General features: G+C 36.7%; 22 protein-coding genes and 1 tRNA gene. 15 read left to right on the top strand and 8 right to left on the bottom strand.

Annotated features, from left to right (window positions below; all coding sequences use genetic code 11):
* Positions 1-1366, top strand: a 1366-nt coding sequence (locus CYP51_RS06000; RefSeq protein ID WP_219809036.1) for a hypothetical protein, incomplete at its 5' end; no start/stop codon positions are given.
* A 108-nt stretch (positions 1367-1474) separates the two neighbouring features.
* Here the strand turns inward: CYP51_RS06000 and CYP51_RS05995 are convergent.
* The 7 genes from CYP51_RS05995 to aspS all read right to left on the bottom strand — a co-directional run bounded on the left by CYP51_RS05995 (position 1475) and on the right by aspS (position 5737).
* Positions 1475-1551, bottom strand: a tRNA-Ile gene (locus CYP51_RS05995).
* A gap of 123 nt (positions 1552-1674) precedes the next feature.
* Positions 1675-2193, bottom strand: a complete 519-nt coding sequence (gene ppa / locus CYP51_RS05990; protein WP_103604778.1) for an inorganic diphosphatase — start codon at positions 2191-2193, stop codon at positions 1675-1677.
* Between the two features lie 70 nt (positions 2194-2263).
* Positions 2264-2500, bottom strand: coding sequence for a NirD/YgiW/YdeI family stress tolerance protein (locus CYP51_RS05985; RefSeq protein ID WP_258032806.1), 237 nt, complete (start codon positions 2498-2500; stop codon positions 2264-2266).
* On the bottom strand, positions 2478-2600 hold the full coding sequence (locus CYP51_RS10045) for a hypothetical protein (RefSeq protein WP_258032805.1): 123 nt from the start codon (positions 2598-2600) through the stop codon (positions 2478-2480). The genes CYP51_RS05985 and CYP51_RS10045 overlap by 23 nt, the downstream gene beginning before the upstream one ends.
* A 73-nt stretch (positions 2601-2673) precedes the next feature.
* Positions 2674-3138 (bottom strand): hypothetical protein, encoded by a 465-nt coding sequence (locus CYP51_RS05980; protein WP_103624759.1) that lies wholly within the window; start codon positions 3136-3138, stop codon positions 2674-2676.
* 85 nt (positions 3139-3223) lie between these two features.
* Positions 3224-3793, bottom strand: coding sequence for an adenylate kinase (locus CYP51_RS05975; protein WP_103624758.1), 570 nt, complete (start codon positions 3791-3793; stop codon positions 3224-3226).
* Positions 3794-3979: 186 nt separating this feature from the next.
* Positions 3980-5737 carry an aspartate--tRNA ligase gene (aspS, locus tag CYP51_RS05970; RefSeq protein ID WP_103624757.1) on the bottom strand — a complete coding sequence of 586 codons (1758 nt, stop codon included), beginning with the start codon at positions 5735-5737 and terminating at the stop codon, positions 3980-3982.
* Between the two features lie 92 nt (positions 5738-5829).
* Between aspS and CYP51_RS05965 the strand changes: the two genes are divergently transcribed.
* From CYP51_RS05965 to mrdA, 13 genes are all read left to right on the top strand, one after another.
* The gene (locus CYP51_RS05965) at positions 5830-6705 is read left to right on the top strand and encodes an NAD(+) kinase (protein WP_103624762.1); all 876 of its coding nucleotides are present in this window, start codon (positions 5830-5832) and stop codon (positions 6703-6705) included.
* On the top strand, positions 6698-8218 hold the full coding sequence (locus CYP51_RS05960; RefSeq protein ID WP_180997738.1) for an AAA family ATPase: 1521 nt from the start codon (positions 6698-6700) through the stop codon (positions 8216-8218). The genes CYP51_RS05965 and CYP51_RS05960 overlap by 8 nt, the downstream gene beginning before the upstream one ends.
* 88 nt (positions 8219-8306) lie before the next feature.
* Positions 8307-9563: a GGDEF domain-containing response regulator gene (locus CYP51_RS05955; protein ID WP_103624756.1), complete on the top strand. Its 1257-nt coding sequence runs from the start codon at positions 8307-8309 to the stop codon at positions 9561-9563.
* A complete protein-coding gene (locus CYP51_RS05950) occupies positions 9560-10345 on the top strand; it encodes a TatD family hydrolase (RefSeq protein ID WP_103624755.1) in 786 nt (261 codons plus the stop codon). Before CYP51_RS05955 ends, CYP51_RS05950 begins: the two co-directional genes overlap by 4 nt.
* Before the next feature lie 65 nt (positions 10346-10410).
* Complete coding sequence (locus tag CYP51_RS05945) at positions 10411-11622, top strand: lytic transglycosylase domain-containing protein (RefSeq protein ID WP_103624754.1); 1212 nt, start codon at positions 10411-10413, stop codon at positions 11620-11622.
* Complete coding sequence (locus CYP51_RS05940; protein ID WP_103624753.1) at positions 11609-12466, top strand: septal ring lytic transglycosylase RlpA family protein; 858 nt, start codon at positions 11609-11611, stop codon at positions 12464-12466. Before CYP51_RS05945 ends, CYP51_RS05940 begins: the two co-directional genes overlap by 14 nt.
* Positions 12467-12481: 15 nt before the next feature.
* Entirely contained in the window at positions 12482-13057 is a 576-nt protein-coding gene (hisB, locus tag CYP51_RS05935; RefSeq protein WP_180997740.1) for an imidazoleglycerol-phosphate dehydratase HisB, read from the top strand.
* Positions 13054-13542 (top strand): KdsC family phosphatase, encoded by a 489-nt coding sequence (locus tag CYP51_RS05930; protein WP_103624751.1) that lies wholly within the window; start codon positions 13054-13056, stop codon positions 13540-13542. Before hisB ends, CYP51_RS05930 begins: the two co-directional genes overlap by 4 nt.
* Positions 13533-14060, top strand: a complete 528-nt coding sequence (locus tag CYP51_RS05925; RefSeq protein WP_103624750.1) for an LPS export ABC transporter periplasmic protein LptC — start codon at positions 13533-13535, stop codon at positions 14058-14060. Before CYP51_RS05930 ends, CYP51_RS05925 begins: the two co-directional genes overlap by 10 nt.
* Positions 14033-14509: a lipopolysaccharide transport periplasmic protein LptA gene (gene lptA / locus CYP51_RS05920; RefSeq protein ID WP_021090473.1), complete on the top strand. Its 477-nt coding sequence runs from the start codon at positions 14033-14035 to the stop codon at positions 14507-14509. Before CYP51_RS05925 ends, lptA begins: the two co-directional genes overlap by 28 nt.
* Positions 14506-15120, top strand: a complete 615-nt coding sequence (gene yihA / locus CYP51_RS05915) for a ribosome biogenesis GTP-binding protein YihA/YsxC (RefSeq protein WP_087576750.1) — start codon at positions 14506-14508, stop codon at positions 15118-15120. The genes lptA and yihA overlap by 4 nt, the downstream gene beginning before the upstream one ends.
* Position 15121: 1 nt before the next feature.
* Positions 15122-15613, top strand: coding sequence for a hypothetical protein (locus CYP51_RS05910; protein ID WP_103624760.1), 492 nt, complete (start codon positions 15122-15124; stop codon positions 15611-15613).
* Positions 15610-17448 carry a penicillin-binding protein 2 gene (gene mrdA / locus CYP51_RS05905; protein WP_103624749.1) on the top strand — a complete coding sequence of 613 codons (1839 nt, stop codon included), beginning with the start codon at positions 15610-15612 and terminating at the stop codon, positions 17446-17448. Before CYP51_RS05910 ends, mrdA begins: the two co-directional genes overlap by 4 nt.
* Positions 17449-17670: 222 nt before the next feature.
* Here mrdA and queC read toward each other — a convergent pair whose 3' ends face one another.
* The gene (gene queC, locus CYP51_RS05900) at positions 17671-18384 is read right to left on the bottom strand and encodes a 7-cyano-7-deazaguanine synthase QueC (protein WP_258032804.1); all 714 of its coding nucleotides are present in this window, start codon (positions 18382-18384) and stop codon (positions 17671-17673) included.
* A 26-nt stretch (positions 18385-18410) separates the two neighbouring features.
* On the opposite strand from queC, the gene ybeY reads away from it, so the two are divergent.
* Positions 18411-18857, top strand: a complete 447-nt coding sequence (ybeY, locus tag CYP51_RS05895; RefSeq protein WP_072594784.1) for an rRNA maturation RNase YbeY — start codon at positions 18411-18413, stop codon at positions 18855-18857.
* Positions 18858-18997: the final 140 nt, after the last annotated feature.

The following is an 18997-nucleotide window of genomic DNA, read 5'->3' as shown; positions in this document are numbered from 1 at the left end:
TAATGCCATAAAAGACAATAAAGACTGTATGAGTCTAAATAAAACCAAAGAGCCTGAAACAAAGCCCGAAACAAAGCCTGAAACAAAGCCTGAAACAAAGCCTGAAACAAAGCCTGAAACAAAGCCTGAAACAAAGCCTGAAACAAAGCCTGAAACAAAGCCTGAAACAAAGCCTGAAACAAAGCCTGAAACAAAGCCTGAAACAAAGCCTGAAACAAAGCCAAACGATAATAATCATCATAATTTACAAAGCGGGCTTCATGTGGTAAATTTTAGTAAAAGACAAAACAATATCCTAGATATGCTAAAAAATACACCTGAATACGAGAATGCCGTTCAAAGCGGCGATATGGAAACGATAAAACGTATAGCGTTAAAGGCGGAATCCGATATGAAAAAAATTTCGGCTTCGTCTTTAAAAGTTAGCGTCAAAGCCTTACAAAACGGCAATGAGTTAATAAACTCGAGATTATCTCAAATTACTCAGTTAAGGGCAAAGGCTGATATTTCGCGGTTTAGGCTAGCAGGGCTTGAGAGCGATTTTAAGCCGACCGCCGCAATAGCCTATGAAGCGGCCGAGGCTAGCAGGCAAAGAAATAATTTCTGGGCGAACGTAAACGGAGCATATTTTAAAGATAAGGATAACGACGGAAATTTGAAATTTTACGGTACGTATATAGGCTACGACAGGAGCTATGACGAGTTTATTTTAGGCGTGAATGCGGGCATGAGCAAGGCTAAATTTAACTCAGACGCCATGAGCGACGATGCAAAAATTTATAGCTTTGGAGCGTATGGACTTTTTGAGCGAGACGCTCACGAGATACAGAGCAATCTAAATTTAGCCTTCGTAAATTCTAAGCGCAGCTTAAACGATTCGCAAAAGGCTAGCGTAAGAAGCACAGGTATCCTTTCGAGCAACTACTATAAATATAAAATTTCACTCGGTTCAAACGGCGAATACGCTCAGGCTATCAAGCCCGTACTTGCGCTAGAATTTGGCGCAAACGGCGTAAAGGGCTTTAAAAACGACAGATACGATCAAAAAGATATAAACGACTTTAACGTAGCTTTAGGAGTCGGCGTCGAGTATGTGTTAAATAGCGATAAAAATGCATTTGCGGCACAATTTTTAGTAAAACAAAATATCTATAACTCTGACGATAAATCTTACGTTTCGCTAAATAACTCAAACGAATACGTCGACTACAAGCTCGACAATAACAAACCGGTCTATAAGCTAAATTTGATCGCGGATACGAAAATTAGCGAAAATTTCGCGCTTTCTTATCAACTTAGCGGAATGTTAGATAACGACAAAAGCTACGGCGTAAGCGGCGGCATAAAGCTGGAATATAAATTTTAAGATATTAGATCAAGGTGAATAAAAGTTCACTTTGATTCTTAAATCAAAAGCAAAATAGTCTCAAAATTTAGATTTTAGAAGATTAAAGATTATAAATAAAATAGAAAGTGGTGGGTTCACCAGGACTCGAACCTGGGACCATCCGGTTATGAGCCGGATGCTCTAACCAACTGAGCTATGAACCCACAGTTGAAAGAAAACCGTATTATACAAGAAAAAGCTTATCTAAATATAAAAATAATTCTTTTTTTCTAGCATATAAAACTGAGAAATTTTTAAGGTATAAGCCCTAAAAATAGGGCTTATAATCATTTATAATTTTTAATTGCGGTATCTAAAATTTCTTTTGCAGCATTTGCATCTTTAAATTCTTTCACTTTTACCCATTTGTTTGGCTCGAGAATTTTATAAGTTTCAAAGAAATTTTTGATCTTATTTAGTGTTGCAACTGGCAGATCCTGGTAACTTTTTATCGCATCATATCTTGGATCGATCTTTGTAACCGGCACAGCCAAAAGCTTTTCGTCCATACCAGCCTCATCTTCCATTACCAAAACGCCTATCAAGCGGCAAGGGATGACGCTACCAGCTTGGAGAGGATACTCGTTTAGCACCAAAATATCAGCCGGATCTCCGTCAGCTGCAAGTGTGTTTGGCACAAAGCCGTAGTTTGCTGGGTAGAACATCGCTGAGTAGAGCACACGATCAACTACGACTGCACCGCTATCTTTGTCGATCTCGTATTTGATATTTGAGCCATAAGGTATTTCGATTACGGCATTGATTTTGTCTGGGTTTGAGCCAGCTTTGATCTTTGAAACGTCCATATATTCGTCCTTTTTATTAGAAATTTTCGTGATTTTAGTATTTTTTGCATTAAATACGCGTAAAATTTAACTACTTTATAACCTCTACGCTATCGACATCGATCTCTGTTTTCATAAGGTCTTTATCCACTTCGCCTCTTATTCTTAAAGACGTATCTTCGTTGGCTGTTATGTTGCCATATTTTTTGTTATCGATCTCAATAATAATGACATCACCATTTTTATCAATAAATTCATATTTGTCTGATTTTATGTGCGATTTTATTTTGCCCTCAAGTACAACTTTAGCGTCGTCTTTTAGTTTCAAAGCCTCTTTTACGCTTATCGTTTCGCTTGAGTGCTTTTGATGTGAAGTCTCCAGCCATTGCGATGCTAGCAGCTAGTGAAGCGATTATAATTTTTTTCATTTTTATCCTTTTGGAATTTATTGTAAAAATTTAAAAGGATATTACATTTTTGATGTTAATGAAAAGTAAGTTTTTACATAAAGTCTTTTGTAACAATGTTATAGATGTTTTTGGCGGTGATTGGTAGTGCTCTATCTGCATTGCCGCCAAGAAAGCCATATCTGATCTCGACTGTAACATTAAATTTAGCTACTTCTTTGCCACCTTGATCGACTAAATTTACGACCGCGAGGGTCTCAGATTTGCCAGCACCATCTATGCCTAGAGTTAAGTGTCTAAGGATTCTAACTCCATTTTTTGTTCTTTGTATATCGCATTTTATGATTAGATCATCGCCGTACTGGTCTCTCTTTTTTAAAAAGGCATTTATGTATTTTTCTAGCTTTTTATCAAGCTCAGTTTCTTCGCAAACCGCTTTAGCGCTACTGTACTTATACGTGGTGTCTTTTTCAACCATCTCTATATGCTTTTTGGCACATCCTGTAAAAGCAAAAATGGCTATGATCGCAAGTAGTATCGTAAATTTAAATTTATACATAATTTCATCTTTTGTTTATCTTTTTTAAAATAATCTTAGGATTGTAGATTAGAACCTTGCACCTTTTGATGCAAGGTCTGTAAATTTATAAAAGTTTAGCTAGTAAATTTTTGATATCAGCTACGATCTCGTCTATCCCGCGTTCACCGTTTACTACATGAAGTAGCTCCTTTTTGCTGTAAAATTCACGGATAGAAACAATCGGATCAAGATATACTTTCATGCGGTTGTTGAATACTTCATTGTTGTCATCAGCACCTCTTGCACGGCCGAGCACCCTTGCTCTTGCCACATCTTCGCTAACGTCAACTTCAATTACGCCTTTAAGAGAAATTTCTTTTTGCTCGCCTAATACCTTGTCAAGCTCTGTCATTTGCTCAACGCTTCTTGGGTATCCGTCTATTATGATGTTTGATTTATTTGAGCTTTTAATGGCTGAGACGATCGCATTTACGACAACGTCAAGCGGAACTAAATTTCCTTTTGAAATAAAGCCATCTATAAGTTTGCCAAGCTCGCTACCGCTAGCAACCTCAGTTCTTAAAAGATCGCCAGTTGAAAAGTGCGCAAATTTCTCATCTTGTTGTGCGATGAGTGACGCGTCTGTTGTTTTGCCGGAGCCTGGAGCGCCGATGATTAAAAATAAATTTTTCATTCTTTCCCTTTTTATATTTTTTGAGCGCCTTTGAATGAGTTTGAAAATTTCACCCTGCAGCAGACTATATGTCTAGCTTTGGGATGAAATTTTCTGTACAACATCCAAAATCATCTCAAAAATTTAATCTTTAAATAAAATAACTCAAATTTAGATATCTAAAAGTCTAAATTTATTGCAAAAATTTTAAGCCTTTTGCTCTTTTTCTCTTATCCTTAGTCCTAGCTCCCTAAGCTGTTCATTGCTAGCGTGGCTTGGTGCCTTTGTTAGTGGGCACTGAGCACGTTGTGTTTTAGGGAAGGCTATGACGTCACGGATCGAGCTTGCTTTATTTACAAGCATATTTAGCCTATCAAAGCCGATCGCGATACCACCATGTGGAGGCGCGCCAAATGTCAAGGCATCAAGCAAGAAGCCAAATTTCTCACGCTGCTCCGCTTCATCTATGCCAAGAAGTTTAAAGACCTTTTGTTGGATGTCGTTTTTGTGAATTCTTATACTTCCGCCGCCAAGCTCAAAGCCGTTAAGTACGACGTCGTGAGCGATAGAGAGGATATCCTCAAGATCAGGCTCGTCTATATTTTTTGGCATAGTAAATGGATGGTGCATAGCAGAGTAGCTGCCATCGTCATTTTGCTCAAACATTGGGAAGTCAAGCACCCATAAAAACTCAAGCTTGTCTTGATCGATGATACCCATTTGTTCAGCTAGGAAAATTCTAAATCTTCCCATATAATCAAGCACGATCTTTTTCTTGCCAGCGCCAAAAAATACTACGTCGCCAACTTTTAGCTCACATCTTGAGACGATCTCGTCAAGATCGCTTTGTTCAAAAAATTTGCAAAGTGGGCCTTTTAGGCCATCTTCTTTCATTTGGAAGTAGCCAAGACCTTGTGCACCAAATTTACGTACAAACTCCTCAAATCTATTCATCTCGCGCTTACTAAAGATGTTGTCGCCATTTGGCACTTTTAGTGCTTTGATGCGATTTTTCTTCTTATCTTTTGCGATAGAGCTAAAAATTTCATTGCTTGAGCGCTCGAAAATATCGATAACATCGATCATTTTTAGATCGTATCTAAGATCAGGCTTGTCTGAGCCGTAAGTCTCAGTGGCCTCTTTGTAGCTCATGCGTCTAAATGGCGTTTTGATATCGTATCCGCAGGCTTTAAATATATCTTTTAGCATCGTCTCAGCCATATTTATGATATCTTCTTGCTCGACAAAGCTCATTTCTATATCTATTTGAGTAAATTCTGGTTGGCGATCAGCCCTTAAGTCCTCGTCACGGAAGCATTTTGCGATTTGGAAATATTTATCAAAGCCAGAACACATCAAAAGCTGTTTAAATAGCTGTGGACTTTGTGGGAGCGCGTAAAACTGACCTGGATACACGCGGCTTGGCACCAGATAGTCTCTCGCACCTTCTGGAGTTGCGCGTGTTAAAACTGGAGTTTCAAACTCGATAAAGCCCATTTTGTCTAGGCTATTTCTAGCTGCGATCGCCGCGCGAGAACGCATTTTAAAGATATTTTGCAAGCGTTCACTTCTAAGGTCTAAAAAGCGGTATTTTAGCCTGATGTCCTCATTTACGCTCTCATCGCCTATCATAAATGGTAGTGGCTCGCTTGGATTTTCGATGATTAGCTCACTTACTATTACTTCTATCTCGCCAGTTTTTAGCTTTGGATTGGTTAGTCCTTCGCCTCTAGCTCTTACTTTTCCTTTTGCTTTTAAGACATATTCATCTCTTACTTTTGCAGCCACGTCATGTGCTTCTTTGCTATCAGCCGGATCGCAAACTAATTGTATAAGCCCGCTAACATCTCTTAAATCGATGAAAACAACGCCGCCATGGTCTCTATATGTGTTTGCCCAGCCACAAAGTATTACTTCTTTGCCGATGTCAGCTTTGCTAAGATCGGTGCAATAATGACTTCGCATAAAATGCTCCTTTGCAATGTTTTTTAGGCAATTATAATCGCTTTTTTCTTTTGAAAAGCTTTGTTAAAATAAAATATGTTACAATCATTTACATGAAAAATGAACAAAAATTTAATACTTTTTGCACAAAAAAAGTAGGACTTATTGCTAAAGATTATCCATTATTTAGGCAAGATTTAGAAAAATTAGAAAAAATTTTAAAAAAGTATAACGCAGAAATTTTGCTTGAAAAAAATTGTGCTAAGCGTATAGAAAAAAATGGTTTTGAGCTGATAAAACTAGCCAAAGAGTGCGAATTTTTGATCACTCTTGGTGGAGATGGCACGATCATTTCAACTTGTAGAAAGCTAGCTCATATCTCGCCGCTTGTCCTTGGCATACACGCTGGTAGACTCGGATTTCTAACCGACATAATGATTAATGAGAGTGAGAAATTTTTTAGAGACTTTTTTGATGATAAATTTGAGGTAGAAACGCCTTTTATGCTTGATGTGACGCTTCATAAAAATGATGGCAAAACTGAGCAAAAGATAGCATTTAATGACGCGGTCATTGTTAGTAAAAATGGCGGTTCGATGACACATATCGAGGCACTTTTAAATGAAAAATATTTTAATTCATATTTTGGTGACGGCGTTATAGTAGCGACACCTGCTGGAACAACGGCATATAACATGAGTGCAAATGGCCCTATTATCTATCCATTAAGCGAAGTTTTTACAGTAACTCCTATATGCTCGCACTCACTTACACAGCGTCCAGTCGTGCTTACGAAAAATCACACGGTCAAATTTAGAACAAATAGTGATGCGATTTTGGTACTTGATGGGCAAGATAGGTTTGATATGAGTAAAATTTCAGCCGTTAGCATGAGTTTGAGCAACAAAAAAGCGAGGCTGATACGCCATATTGGTAGGGATTATTTTCAAATTTTAAAAGAGAAACTTCACTGGGGTTATAATGATTGATCGAATTTTGATTAAAGATTATCTAAATTTTAAAAATGTCGAGCTAAATTTCAAAGAGGGTCTTAGCGTATTTACGGGCGTTAGTGGCGCTGGTAAGTCGGTGCTAATGAGCGCCATAATGGCTGTTTTTGGGCTAAAAGATAGCGATGCAAGGCTTATTGAGGCTGACGTGGAGCATAAATTTGAGCTTGATGAGTTTGGCATAGAAAACGAAGAGGTCAATATTTTTAAGCTTTTAAAAGATAAGAGCACGAGATATTTTATAAACCAACAAGCCATCTCAAAGAAAAATTTAGCCCAAGTGGCGCGCGAACACATCAAATATCTCTCGGCAAAAGAGGCAAATGAATTTGAAAATGAGAAATTTCTAAATTTGCTTGACAAGCTAGAAATTTCAAAAAATGAGAAATTTAAAGAAATAAAGCAGGAATTTGAAGAGGCGTTTTTGGAATTTTCCAAAATTTCAAAAGAGTTAGCCACTATAAAAGAGGAAGAGAAAAAGGTCGAGGAGCTAAAGGAGCTTGCTAGCTTTGAGATCGAGAAGATAAGAAGTGTAGGGCCTAAAAAAGGCGAGTTTGAAGAGCTTATGGAGACTAAAAAAAGGCTTAGTAAAAAGGATAAGATAAATGAAGCGTGGGCTAGAGCTGATCGGATATTTGAGCTAGAACACAGCGTAAATGAGGCGCTAAGTATCAGTGACCTTGATAATGGCTTTTTTGAAGATGCGATGAATGAGCTAAGGGTCGCAAGAGATAGCCTAAATATGGAAGAGCTTGACGATATAGATGTGGAGAGCGTGCTTGATAGGATAGAAGCTCTTAATGCTATCATCAGGCGATACGGCAGCGAGGAAGAGGCATTAGAAGCGCTTGCTAAAAAGGAAAAAGAGCTTGCCAGATATGAAAATTTAAGCTTTGAAAAGAGCGAGCTAGAGAATAAATTTGAAATTTTAAGCAAAAAGGCAAATGAGCTTGCCAGCGCTTTAAGCAGGGCAAGGGGCGTAAATTTAAAAGAGCTTGAGGCTATGATAAATTTATATTTAAAAGAGCTTTATATGCCAGATATTACGCTAAAAATAGGAGAAAAAAGACTTGATATTTTAGGACTTGATGAGGTTTGTCTAAATTTAAATGAGACTTCGCTTAAAAATTTAAGTTCAGGCGAGCTAAACCGCCTAAGACTGGCTTTTATAGCCGCATCTAGTGAGATCACAAAAACTGGCGGTGATGTTATCATACTTGATGAAATAGATGCAAATTTAAGTGGAAAAGAGGCGATGAGTATCGCAAATGTTTTGCTTAAGCTTGCAAATTTTTATCAAATTTTTGCCATTTCGCACCAGCCACAGCTTAGCTCAAAGGCAAATTCACACTTTTTGGTAGAGCGCGACGGCGAGAACTCGGTCGTAAGAGAGCTTGATAAAGATGAACGAGTGAGCGAATTAGCACGTATGATAAGCGGTGAGCACATAAGTGAAGAGGCAATAAATTTTGCGAAAGGGCTTTTAAAGTAGCTTAATTTAAATTATTAATTTAAGCTTTATAAATAAATTTATTTGATAAAATCGCCACTAATTTGATAAAAATTTTTGTAGGAATAATATGGAAAGAATCCTTGTAGTTGATGATAATAAGGCGTTAGCAAAGCTGATTGTTATGCAAATGGAAAAGACTATCGATGACATGACAATTGATGTTGCATATAGTTTTGCCGAGGCTAAGACATTAATTAGCGAGCATGACAAAGATTATTTTATGACTATTTTGGATTTAAATTTACCAGATGCTCCAAATGGCGAAATTGTTGATTATGCGCTTTCCAAAGGGCTTTCGGCTATCGTTTTAACAGGTAGTATTGACGATGAAACAAGGCAAAATTTTATAAATAAAGATATTGTGGATTATGTTTATAAAGGAAATATGGACGATATCAACTATATCTTCCAAATGATAAATAGACTGAGTAAAAATAGACAATACAAGGTTTTGGTTGTTGAAGACTCGCTTCCTTTTAGAAATATGATAAAAAAGATATTAACCAGCCTTCAGTTTAAAGTCTTGGCCGCAGCTCACGGCGAAGAGGCAATGAACTATTTTGCGGATAATCCTGATATAAATCTTATAATAACTGATTATAGAATGCCAGTAAAAGACGGCCTTGAAGTTTTAAAAGAGGTCAGAAAAGAAAAAGATAAAAATAGTCTTGGTGTAATCATTATGACATCGCCTAGCGAAAAGACTGACGCATCAATATTTTTAAAAAATGGTGCGAGCGATTTTATAGCAAAACCATTTTCAAAAGAAGAGCTAATATGCCGTGTTAATAATACGATCGAAGCGATGGAAAATATAAACAAGATAGCAAATTTTGCAAATCGCGACTTCTTAACAGGAGTTTATAATAGAAGATTTTTTTATTCTGACGTAGAAGAGTATGTTCATGTAGCTGAAGAGACTAATGAGCCTTACGCTTTTGCAATGATTGATGTTGATTATTTTAAGAAAATAAATGATAAATATGGCCACGATGGTGGAGATAAGGTACTAAAATCAATTGCGAAAATTTTAAATGATAATACAAAAGGAAGTGATATCGTTGCTAGATTTGGCGGTGAAGAATTTTGCGTTGTCCTTAAAAAGATAAGCAAAGAAGAAGCTGTTAAATTTTTTGTAAATTTACGAGCCAAAGTGGCTGAAAATGAAGTAACTATAAAAAAGGAAAAAGTAAAAGTTACTATATCAATAGGTGTATCTTTTGGCAATGGGCATTGCGAGGTAGACGATATGCTTGAGGCTTGCGATTCAGCACTTTACACCGCAAAAGAAAATGGTAGAAACAGAGTAGAAATAGCTTTATGATTATAGATACGCATTGTCATTTGGATAGTAAAGTTTATGATCCTGACCTTGATAAAATTTTAGACGAAGCTAGAAATTTAGGGCTAAAAGGCTTTATTATCCCGGGAGCTGATATCAATGATTTACCAAAAGCGGCTAAAATAGCGCGTAAAAATTCTGACATTTTCTTTGCCGCTGGAGTTCATCCATATGATAAAGAGAGTTTTAGCATTGAAATTTTAAGAAATTTTGCTAAAGATGAAAAGTGTGTGGCGATTGGTGAATGCGGTCTTGACTACTTTCGCTTGCCAAAAGATGAAAATGAAAAGATAAAAGAAAAAGAGGACCAAAAACGTATTTTTTTAGCTCAACTTGATTTAGCTGTTGAGTTAAAAAAACCCGTTATTCTTCACATTAGGGAGGCTAATGAGGACTCTTTTAATATCTTAAAAGAGTATGCACCAAAGCTTGAAGCTGGAGCGATTTTGCACTGCTATAATGCTTCGCCACTTCTTTTAGAGCTTTGTAAATTTGGGAATTTTTACTTTGGTATAGGCGGTGTTTTAACATTTAAAAATGCTAAAAATTTAGTCGAAATTTTGCCAAAAATCCCATTTGATAGGATAGTTATTGAAACTGACGCTCCTTATCTCACGCCGGAACCAAATCGCGGCAAGAGAAATGAGCCGGCGTTTACGACATTTGTTGCTAAAAAGATAGCTGAAATTTTAAACCTTGAGTTTGAAGTTGTTTGTGAAAAAACTTCAAATAATGCCAAAAGGTTGTTTAAGTGCTTTGTCTGAAATTTGGGCATTGTGCTTGTTTAAGATGCTAGCATCTTAAGTTTTGACACGAAAAAAGGATAGAAATGAAAGCAATGCTTAAAATATTTTTAATGTTTGCATGTAGTACCTTGCTACTAGCAAATACACCTGAAAAAAGCTCATACGACACTCAGGTAAAAATTTTAAAAGAGCTGGATATTGACGCTAGCTTTATGAAGACTTCTCACTATGCAAAGATGAGGCAAGGTATCAAACAATCACAACTTGAAACATTTACAGAATCTCTAAAAAATGGTTATATGTATATACCGATGGTAAAAGAGCAGATCAAAAAATCAGGCGTACCTGAGTCATTCTTTTATCTAGCTATGATAGAATCAGGCTTTTCAAATCACACAGTCTCAAACGCAAAAGCTACTGGCATGTGGCAGTTTATGGAGCAAACGGCTAGACTGCATGGTCTAAAGGTAGGACAGTATGTCGATGAGAGAAAAGATCCAGTAGAGTCTACTATTGCAGCAACAAATTATCTAAAGTCACTTAAAAATCAATTTGGTAAGTGGTATCTAGCAGCTATGGCCTATAACTGCGGCGATGGAGCCTTAAAAAGAGCTATACAAAAAGCCGGTACAGATGACCTTGTAACGCTTCTTGACGCGGAGAAAAAATACCTTCCAGCCGAAACTAGAAATTTTGTTATTAAAATTTTAAGAGCAGCATATACCGCAAAAGATGCGGACTTCTTGATGTCTAAAGATTCATCTTTATTAAACATAAACGGAGGACTAAAGCTTGTAAAAGTAAAAGTGCCTGGCGGTACAAATTTAGCTCAAATAGGCGATAGTATCGGCCTTAGTGCAAAAAAGATGAAAAATAACAACCCGCATTTAAAATTTGTATTTACTCCGCCAACTCTAAAAGATTATTATGTTTATATCCCTGAAAATAAAAAACAGCTTTTTGCAGAAAATTTCAAGCCATTTAACGGTAAAAATAATTTTTATACCTACGTTGTAAAAAAAGGCGAAACATTACTTTCTATCTCTAAAAAAACAGGTGTTAGCCATAGGGCGATTAAAGATTATAATGATCTTAGTACAAATGCGGTAAGTTATAATCAAAAACTAATTATTCCATTTTCCGCACAAAATAAATCTCAAAACTATATAGTCCAAACTGGTGATACGATAGCTTCTTTATCTAAGAAATTTAATGTGAGCGAAAAAGATTTAAAAGATGCAAATTCTTTTGCTAGTTCAAATTTAAATGTTGGAGCAAATATTGTCATACCATAAGAGCCTAAAATTTTATATAGGACTAAGTTTTACTCTTCTAGTTACTGGTTGCTCTTGGAGCGGGGCACCATTTACACCAAGTGGCCCAACTAATGTAAGGGGCAACAATTCAGCTTCTATCCAAAAAGCAACAATGAGGCCTTACACGATAAATGGCAAAACATACTACCCAACCGTTGTAAGTGTGGGTGATAAGGCAAGTGGCACAGCAAGCTGGTATGGTCCAAATTTTCATGGTAAAACAACTTCAAACGGCGAAATTTATAATATGTACAACATGACTGCAGCACACAAAACTTTGCCGATGAATACGATCCTTAAAGTAACAAATTTAAGAAATCAAAAAAGCGTCATTGTTCGTGTAAATGATCGTGGACCTTTTGTGGCTGATAGAGTTTTAGATCTTTCAAAGGCGGCTGCAACTAAACTTGATATTATCGGTACAGGCACAGCTCCAGTCAGTATGGAAGTCATAGGCTTTAATGAAGATATTAATGCTGTTGCAAGCATTAACACTCAAGCAAAACCGACAAGCACTGGCATAAAAGTGCCAAATCCAGTCTCTCCGACAGCTCCAACTGGAGGCATTATTATTTCGTCAGAGCAACGGGTTGTAGGTGGAGATTTTATGGTGCAAATTGGCTCATTTAAAAACCTTGAGGGCGCAAACAGATATCAAAGAGAACATCAAAGCATAGATGGTTACAAGTCAGTGGTTAGGACATTTACTATAGATGGATCTACCATTTATAGGGTATTTTTAAATGGCTTTAGAAGCGAGGACGAGGCTAGGGATTACGCAAGAAGCGGTAAATTCCAAGGCGCATTTATAGTAAGAGGTTAGGGCGTGAGAGAGGAAATTTTAGAACTAACTAGAAACACAAAAGAGACGCAAATCTCAATGAAGCTTAAAATTTACGGCTCTGGAGTTGCAAAGATAAGCACAGGCATTGGCTTTTTTGACCATATGCTTGAAGCTTTTACCAAGCACTCTTTGCTCGATCTTGAAATTTCATGCAAGGGCGACACGCATGTGGATTTTCACCACAGCGTTGAGGATGTTGGCATAGTTTTGGGTCAGCTTTTAAAAGAGGTCTTGTATCCTTTAAGTGGTGTTGAGAGATTTGGCGAGGCAAGCGTTGTTATGGATGAGGCAGCTGTTTTTTGTGCGCTAGATCTTAGCAATAGAGCCTACCTTGTATATGAAAATTTTAATGAAAATGCCAAAGTAGGGGAGTTTGACACTGAGCTTGTGGAGGAATTTTTTAGGGCAGTTGCTGTAAATTCTGGTATCACTCTTCATCTAAATCAAATTCGTGGCAAAAACACTCACCATATCATCGAAGCAACTTTTAAATCATTTGCCGTAGCACTTCGTAGAGCACTTGCTAAAAACGCAAGGATAGGTACTCCGAGCACAAAGGGTGTTTTATGATAGAGATTATATTTTTAGATGTTGATGGCTGCCTGACTGATGGCAAGATCATCTACAACGCAAATGGTGAAGAGCTTAAATTTTTTGATGTAAAAGATGGCTATGCGATAGAAAGCTGGCTAAAGCTTGGCAAAAAAGTAGCTATCATCACTGGCAGAAAGTCAGCCATCGTTGAGCGAAGAGCTGAAGATCTAAAGATAAATCACGTCTATCAAGGCGTTGGTGATAAATTTGAAGTGGCGAGTGAGATATTAAAATTTGAAGGGCTTAACTTTAAAAACGCAGCAGCTATAGGCGATGACTACAATGACTATAAAATTTTGAATGCAGTTGCTTGGAGCTTTAAGCCAAAAGATGCGATAAAAGAGCTTGATGTAAAGACAAGACTAAAACATAAAGGTGGCAATGGCGCGGTTAGAGAGATGATCGAGCTTATTATAAAATCAGAAAATTTATATGACGAGTGGTCTAAGCGTTGGTTGTAAAAATTTTCTACTTCGTCGTGGCTATTTTTAGTGTCGTGATGATATTTTTGGCAGCTCAAGATCCATACCTTGCAAATGTTTTAAAGATCGATACAAAGATATCAAATATGCAAATAAATGATGTGATAGATTATGAGATAAATTCCACGAAAATAAGCGGAGTCTACGAGGCTGATGAGCTAAATAGATACAATGATAAAGATGAATTTTTGAGTTTTAAAGCAAAAATTTTAAGAGGAAATTTAAAACATTTTCTAAGCTCAGACAAAGCAATCTTACAAAATGACGAAATCATTTTTCAAAAGAATGCAAACTATGAAAACAACGATAGTTTGAGATTTATAAGTGACGAAGTGATATATGGAACAAAAACAAAAATAGTAAGATCTGAAGCAAATTTCACGCTCATAAGAAATAATGATAAGGCACTGGGTGAGAGTGGAAGCTATGATCTTGGCAAAAAACAAACGCAGGTAAAAGGGTTAAGGGCATGGGTAGAAGAAAATCAGCGATTTTAGCGGTGATATTGGGTTTTACATTTTTAAATGCAGAGCAAGTTGAAATCACATCAAATGATTTTTTTGCAGATGAGAATAAGCAAACTAGTGAATTTATAGGCAATGTAAATATCAAAAAGGGCTCGTTTGATGAGCTTAAGGCAGACAAAGTGGTCGTCTATTTTGACAAAAAACGCCAGCCTATAAAATATGTGGCTACTGGCAATGCTAGAGCAAAAATTTTTATAAAAGATAAGCACTATGATGGCAAAGGCAATACTCTTACATACGAGCCAGCAAAACAGGTCTATACTGTTAGTGGAAATGGCTATTTGCATGAGGTAGAAACTGATAAAAATGTTTATGGTGAAAAGATCGTTGTCAATCAAAAAGATGGCACATATAGTGTAAATAGTGATGAAAAAAAGCCTGTTAAATTTATCTTTCAGGTAGAGGAAAAAGATAAGTGATAAGGCCACTAGGTGCTAAATTTATCACATCAAGTCCAAGTATAAAAGAGGCTCCAAGCTTCGTAACAAGTGAAGTCGTCTTTTTGGGTAGATCAAATGTTGGTAAAAGCAGCCTCATAAATACACTTGTAAATCAAAAAAATCTAGCCAAAAGCTCATCGACTCCTGGCAAAACTCAGCTTATAAATTTTTTTGAGGCTGAGTTTTGTGAGCAAAAAGATGAGCAGGAAGAAAAAGATAAATTTAAGCTCATTTTGGTTGATTTGCCAGGCTTTGGCTATGCAAAAGTGGCAAAGTCAAAGCATGATGAATGGCGTAAAAATTTAGATGAGTTTTTGAAATTTAGAAGCGACATTAGACTTTTTATACACCTAATTGATGCTAGGCATTTTAATTTAGACATAGACGTAAATGTGGATGCTTATCTAAAAAGCTTTTTAAGGGCTGATCAGAAAATTTTAAATTTATATACAAAAAGCGATAAGCTAAATCAAAGCCAAAAGAGTGCGGTAATGAAATTTGATCCAAGCGGCATCTTAGTCTCAACTCTTAATAAAAGCGGTATCGAAAAGGCTAGAGAAGCTATCATAAATAACGCTCTTGGCAGATAAAATGCAAACCATAAGCAGCTTAGATATTAAAATTTTTAAAGAATTTTGGTGGGCTGTTTTTTTATTCTCGTATGAGATTGCAACTACGCAATTTGGCTTTTTGCCGCCACTTATTGGCATTTTTTTTACTTATATGATTTTGGAGTATTCAAGAAAACAAAAGCAATACGATGAGTTTAAGCTTAATTGGTACTTTGCGATAATTTTTATAATATTTGCTGAGCAAATTCATGGATTTTATCTTTTTTCAACGATTATTGCATTTTTGCTTTTTTATAATTTTATTTTAGACTGGCTATATACCACGATGAAGTGGCGAAATTGCCTACTTATCATCTTTGTAGCAGCTGGATACGTCTTGACTTTTCTTGTAAATAACCTATTTGCTTATGTTTTAAATGAGCAAAATTTAGCATTTTCGACTGAATATCTATTTTTTATAGCATTTGAAAGTATCCTTGCTATCGTTCTTTTTAGGGATAAAGTGCTATGAGAATGCGCATCGTCTTTAGTGTGATCGCTCTTTTTTGGATTATACTTTTGGGACGAATTTATCATCTAAGCATAAACTCAAATACCTACTACAACGAGATCGCAGAGCAAAACGCTATAAAGACTATTTATATTCCGCCAGTTAGGGGTATCATCTTTGACGCACATGATAAGCCAATGGCTGTTAATCGTCTTGGCTTTTCAGTATCCATTAGACCTCATTTAAGTGCTAATAAAAAGGTAAAAATTTTAGATGATGAGCTAGCTTACATTGGCTCACTATTTAGTGATCTAAATGTTACAAAGCTTAAAAATGAATACATAAAAAATGACTCAGCTTATAATCAAGATTTTATAAATGTGGTTGAATTTATTGATTATGATAAATTTTTGCCATTTTTTGCATCACTTTCTTTGCGTGAAAATTTAGAGATAAGGCCCGCTTCAAAACGCCACTATCCGTATAACGATCTAGCTTCTCACATCATCGGCTACGTTGGTAGGGCAAATCAAAAAGATATGGATAATGATCCTTTGACAAAGCTTACAAATTATATCGGAAGAAGTGGCGTGGAGCGGTTTTATAATCCGATCTTACAAGGAATTCAAGGATTTAAAAAGATAAAGGTAAATGCCTTAAATGAAGAGATCGAGCAGATAAACTATCAAGCACCACAAAGTCAAAATATCAAGCTTGCAGTCGATCTTGAGCTTCAGCAGTTTGTGGCTGATGTCTTTGGTAAGGATGCAGGAAGCGTTATCGTTATGAGTCTAAAAGATGGTGCTATCATAGCTGCTGGTAGCTTTCCAGAGTACGATCTAAACCCATTTGTGCTTGGAATTTCTCAGCCTGAATGGGAAGAGCTTGTAAAAAACGTCGATCATCCTTTTACAAACAAGCTAATAAACGGCCTTTATCCGCCAGGTTCTGTCGTAAAAATGGGTATGGCGCTTGCGTTCTTGGATAATGGCATGAGTAAATACGATAGCTTTTTTTGTAGTGGCTCGTATGAGCTTGGAGGGCGTAAATTCCGCTGCTGGAACTCTCATGGACATGGAAATGTTAATATGAATACGGCAATTAGAGAGAGCTGTGATGACTATTTTTATAAAGGTAGTCAAAAGATAGGAATTGACGCTATCGTGCCGATACTTGAGCGTATGGGATTTGGTAGAAAAACCGAGGTTGATTTGCCAAATGAGTTTGTGGGGACTTTACCAAGTAGAGAGTGGAAGATGAGGAAGTATGGAAAGGCGTGGTTTCAAGGCGAGACCCTCATTACTTCTATCGGCCAGGGAAATTTCTTGGTCACGCCTATGCAAGTGGCAAAATATACAGCAGGCCTTGCAACTGGGCTAAACGTGACTCCACATTTTTTAAAGAGCATTGATGGCAAGGATGTTGATTTTACGCCAACAGACGATGCTTTTACGCCGTTTGAGAAGTCGCAGTTACCAGCCATTAGGCATGCAATGTACGAAGTGGCAAACCACCCAAGAGGTACGGCAAATAGGCATTTTATTGGAAGCCTAGTTAAAGTTGCTGCAAAGACAGGTACTGCCCAGGTTGTTGGAATTTCTCAAACTGAAAAGAAACGTATGAAAGAGGAGGATATGGCGTATTTGCAAAGATCTCATGCGTGGATGACTACATATGCGCCTTATGAAGATCCGCAATACGTTATCACAATGGTTATTGAGCATGGTGGCCATGGCGGAAGTGCAGCTGGGCCAAAAATCGCTCAAATTTATAATAAACTCGTTGAAATGGGATATATAAATTTAGAAAAAATCCAAAGTGATCAAAATAAGAAACAATACGATAAGAAAAAATAAGATCACTAAAAAGTCGTGGTAGTGACCACTCACTTAGAAATTTTTACCTTGTGCTTGGTACGTTTTTAGCTAAATTTATTAACTACTTTTTAATCTTCTTTATTAAATTTTGGTAAGTTTGACTGAGAATTTATGTTTTTAGTAGCTAGCAAGAGTCTAAGCGTTGATATATCTTTAAATTCGTTAAATGCTCTTGCTTAATAATTTGCCACTTTTAGAGGCTCATAAGGAAAATTTTTGATTTTTATATGCGATTTTATCAGTGGCGTTTGCCTTTTTAAAGCCATTTAGCCTTAGCCTGCAGCTATCGCAAAGTCCGCATGCCTCGTCCTCACTCTCGTAGCAGCTCCAAGTAAACTCTAGTGGCGAGCCAAGCTCAAGAGATTTTGCTACGATGTCAGCCTTGCTTAAATTTACAAGTGGAGTAATTATCTCGCACGAAAAACTAGGCGATGTGCCTAAATTTATAGCCTCGTTTATGCTTTTTATGAAGCTTTCTTTGCAGTCAGGATAACCTGAACTATCTTCTTCTACGACTCCGATATAGATAGCTTGCGCATTTTCTTTTTCAGCAAGTGCGGCAGCGACCGAGATAAAAATACCATTTCGAAAAGGCACGTAAGTATTTGGCACATCTTTTTCCACCCCGTCTTTTCTTATTTGCAAGCTTTCATCGGTTAAAGAATTTCCGCCTATTTGGGCAATAAAGCTAACATCTAAACTCATCTTTTTTGTAATGCCTAATCTTTCACAAATTTCGTTAAATGCACGTTTTTCACGTTTCATCGTTCTTTGGCCATAGTCAAAATGAAGCGCTACGATCTCATATCCAGCCTTTTTTGCCATTACAGCACAAAGCGTACTATCCATGCCGCCGCTCATTATACAAACTGCTTTTTTCATATTTTGCCTTTTATTTTTGCTAGAATTATACAAAAAAGTTACTAAGGAAAGAGCCTAAAATGATACTTTGCGAAGAGAGCTATCCAAAAATTTTAGATGAAATTTGTGAATATTTGACACTAGGAGAAATCGAGCTAGTTTTTGTCGATAAGGAAGAGATGAGAGAACTAAATAAAACCGAGCGAGGCATTGATAAAACTACAGATGTCTTAAGCTTTCCGCTTGAGCTTGTCATTCATGCCCCACTTGGCTCAATCGTTATAAACAAAGATATGGTAAAAGAGAAAGCCACTGAGCTAAATCATAGTGAAGAGGCCGAAACCGCACTACTTTTTACACATGGATTACTTCATATCTTGGGATTTGATCATGAAAAAGATGATGGTGAAATGAGAGAAAAAGAGTGTGAAGTGATAAAAAAATTTGAGCTGCCTAAAAGTCTAATCGTAAGAAGCGAGGATGTTAGGCTAATCGATCTTATAAATAATAAAAACTTAAAAGAGTAGATTTTCTTCAGATGTTTTGTGAAGCTCTTCTAAAAGCTCCTCTTTTTGGCATAAAATCAATATATAGATAAAATTTTTAAGCTTTTTTATCTCGCTTAAATTTTGAAAGTAGATTGCATTTTGTACTTTTAATAACGAGC

Source organism: Campylobacter concisus, from assembly GCF_002912895.1.
Lineage (GTDB): Bacteria > Campylobacterota > Campylobacteria > Campylobacterales > Campylobacteraceae > Campylobacter_A > Campylobacter_A concisus_G.
The sequence above is the reverse complement of the archived record's forward strand: the minus strand, read 5'-3'. Positions and strand labels throughout refer to the sequence as shown.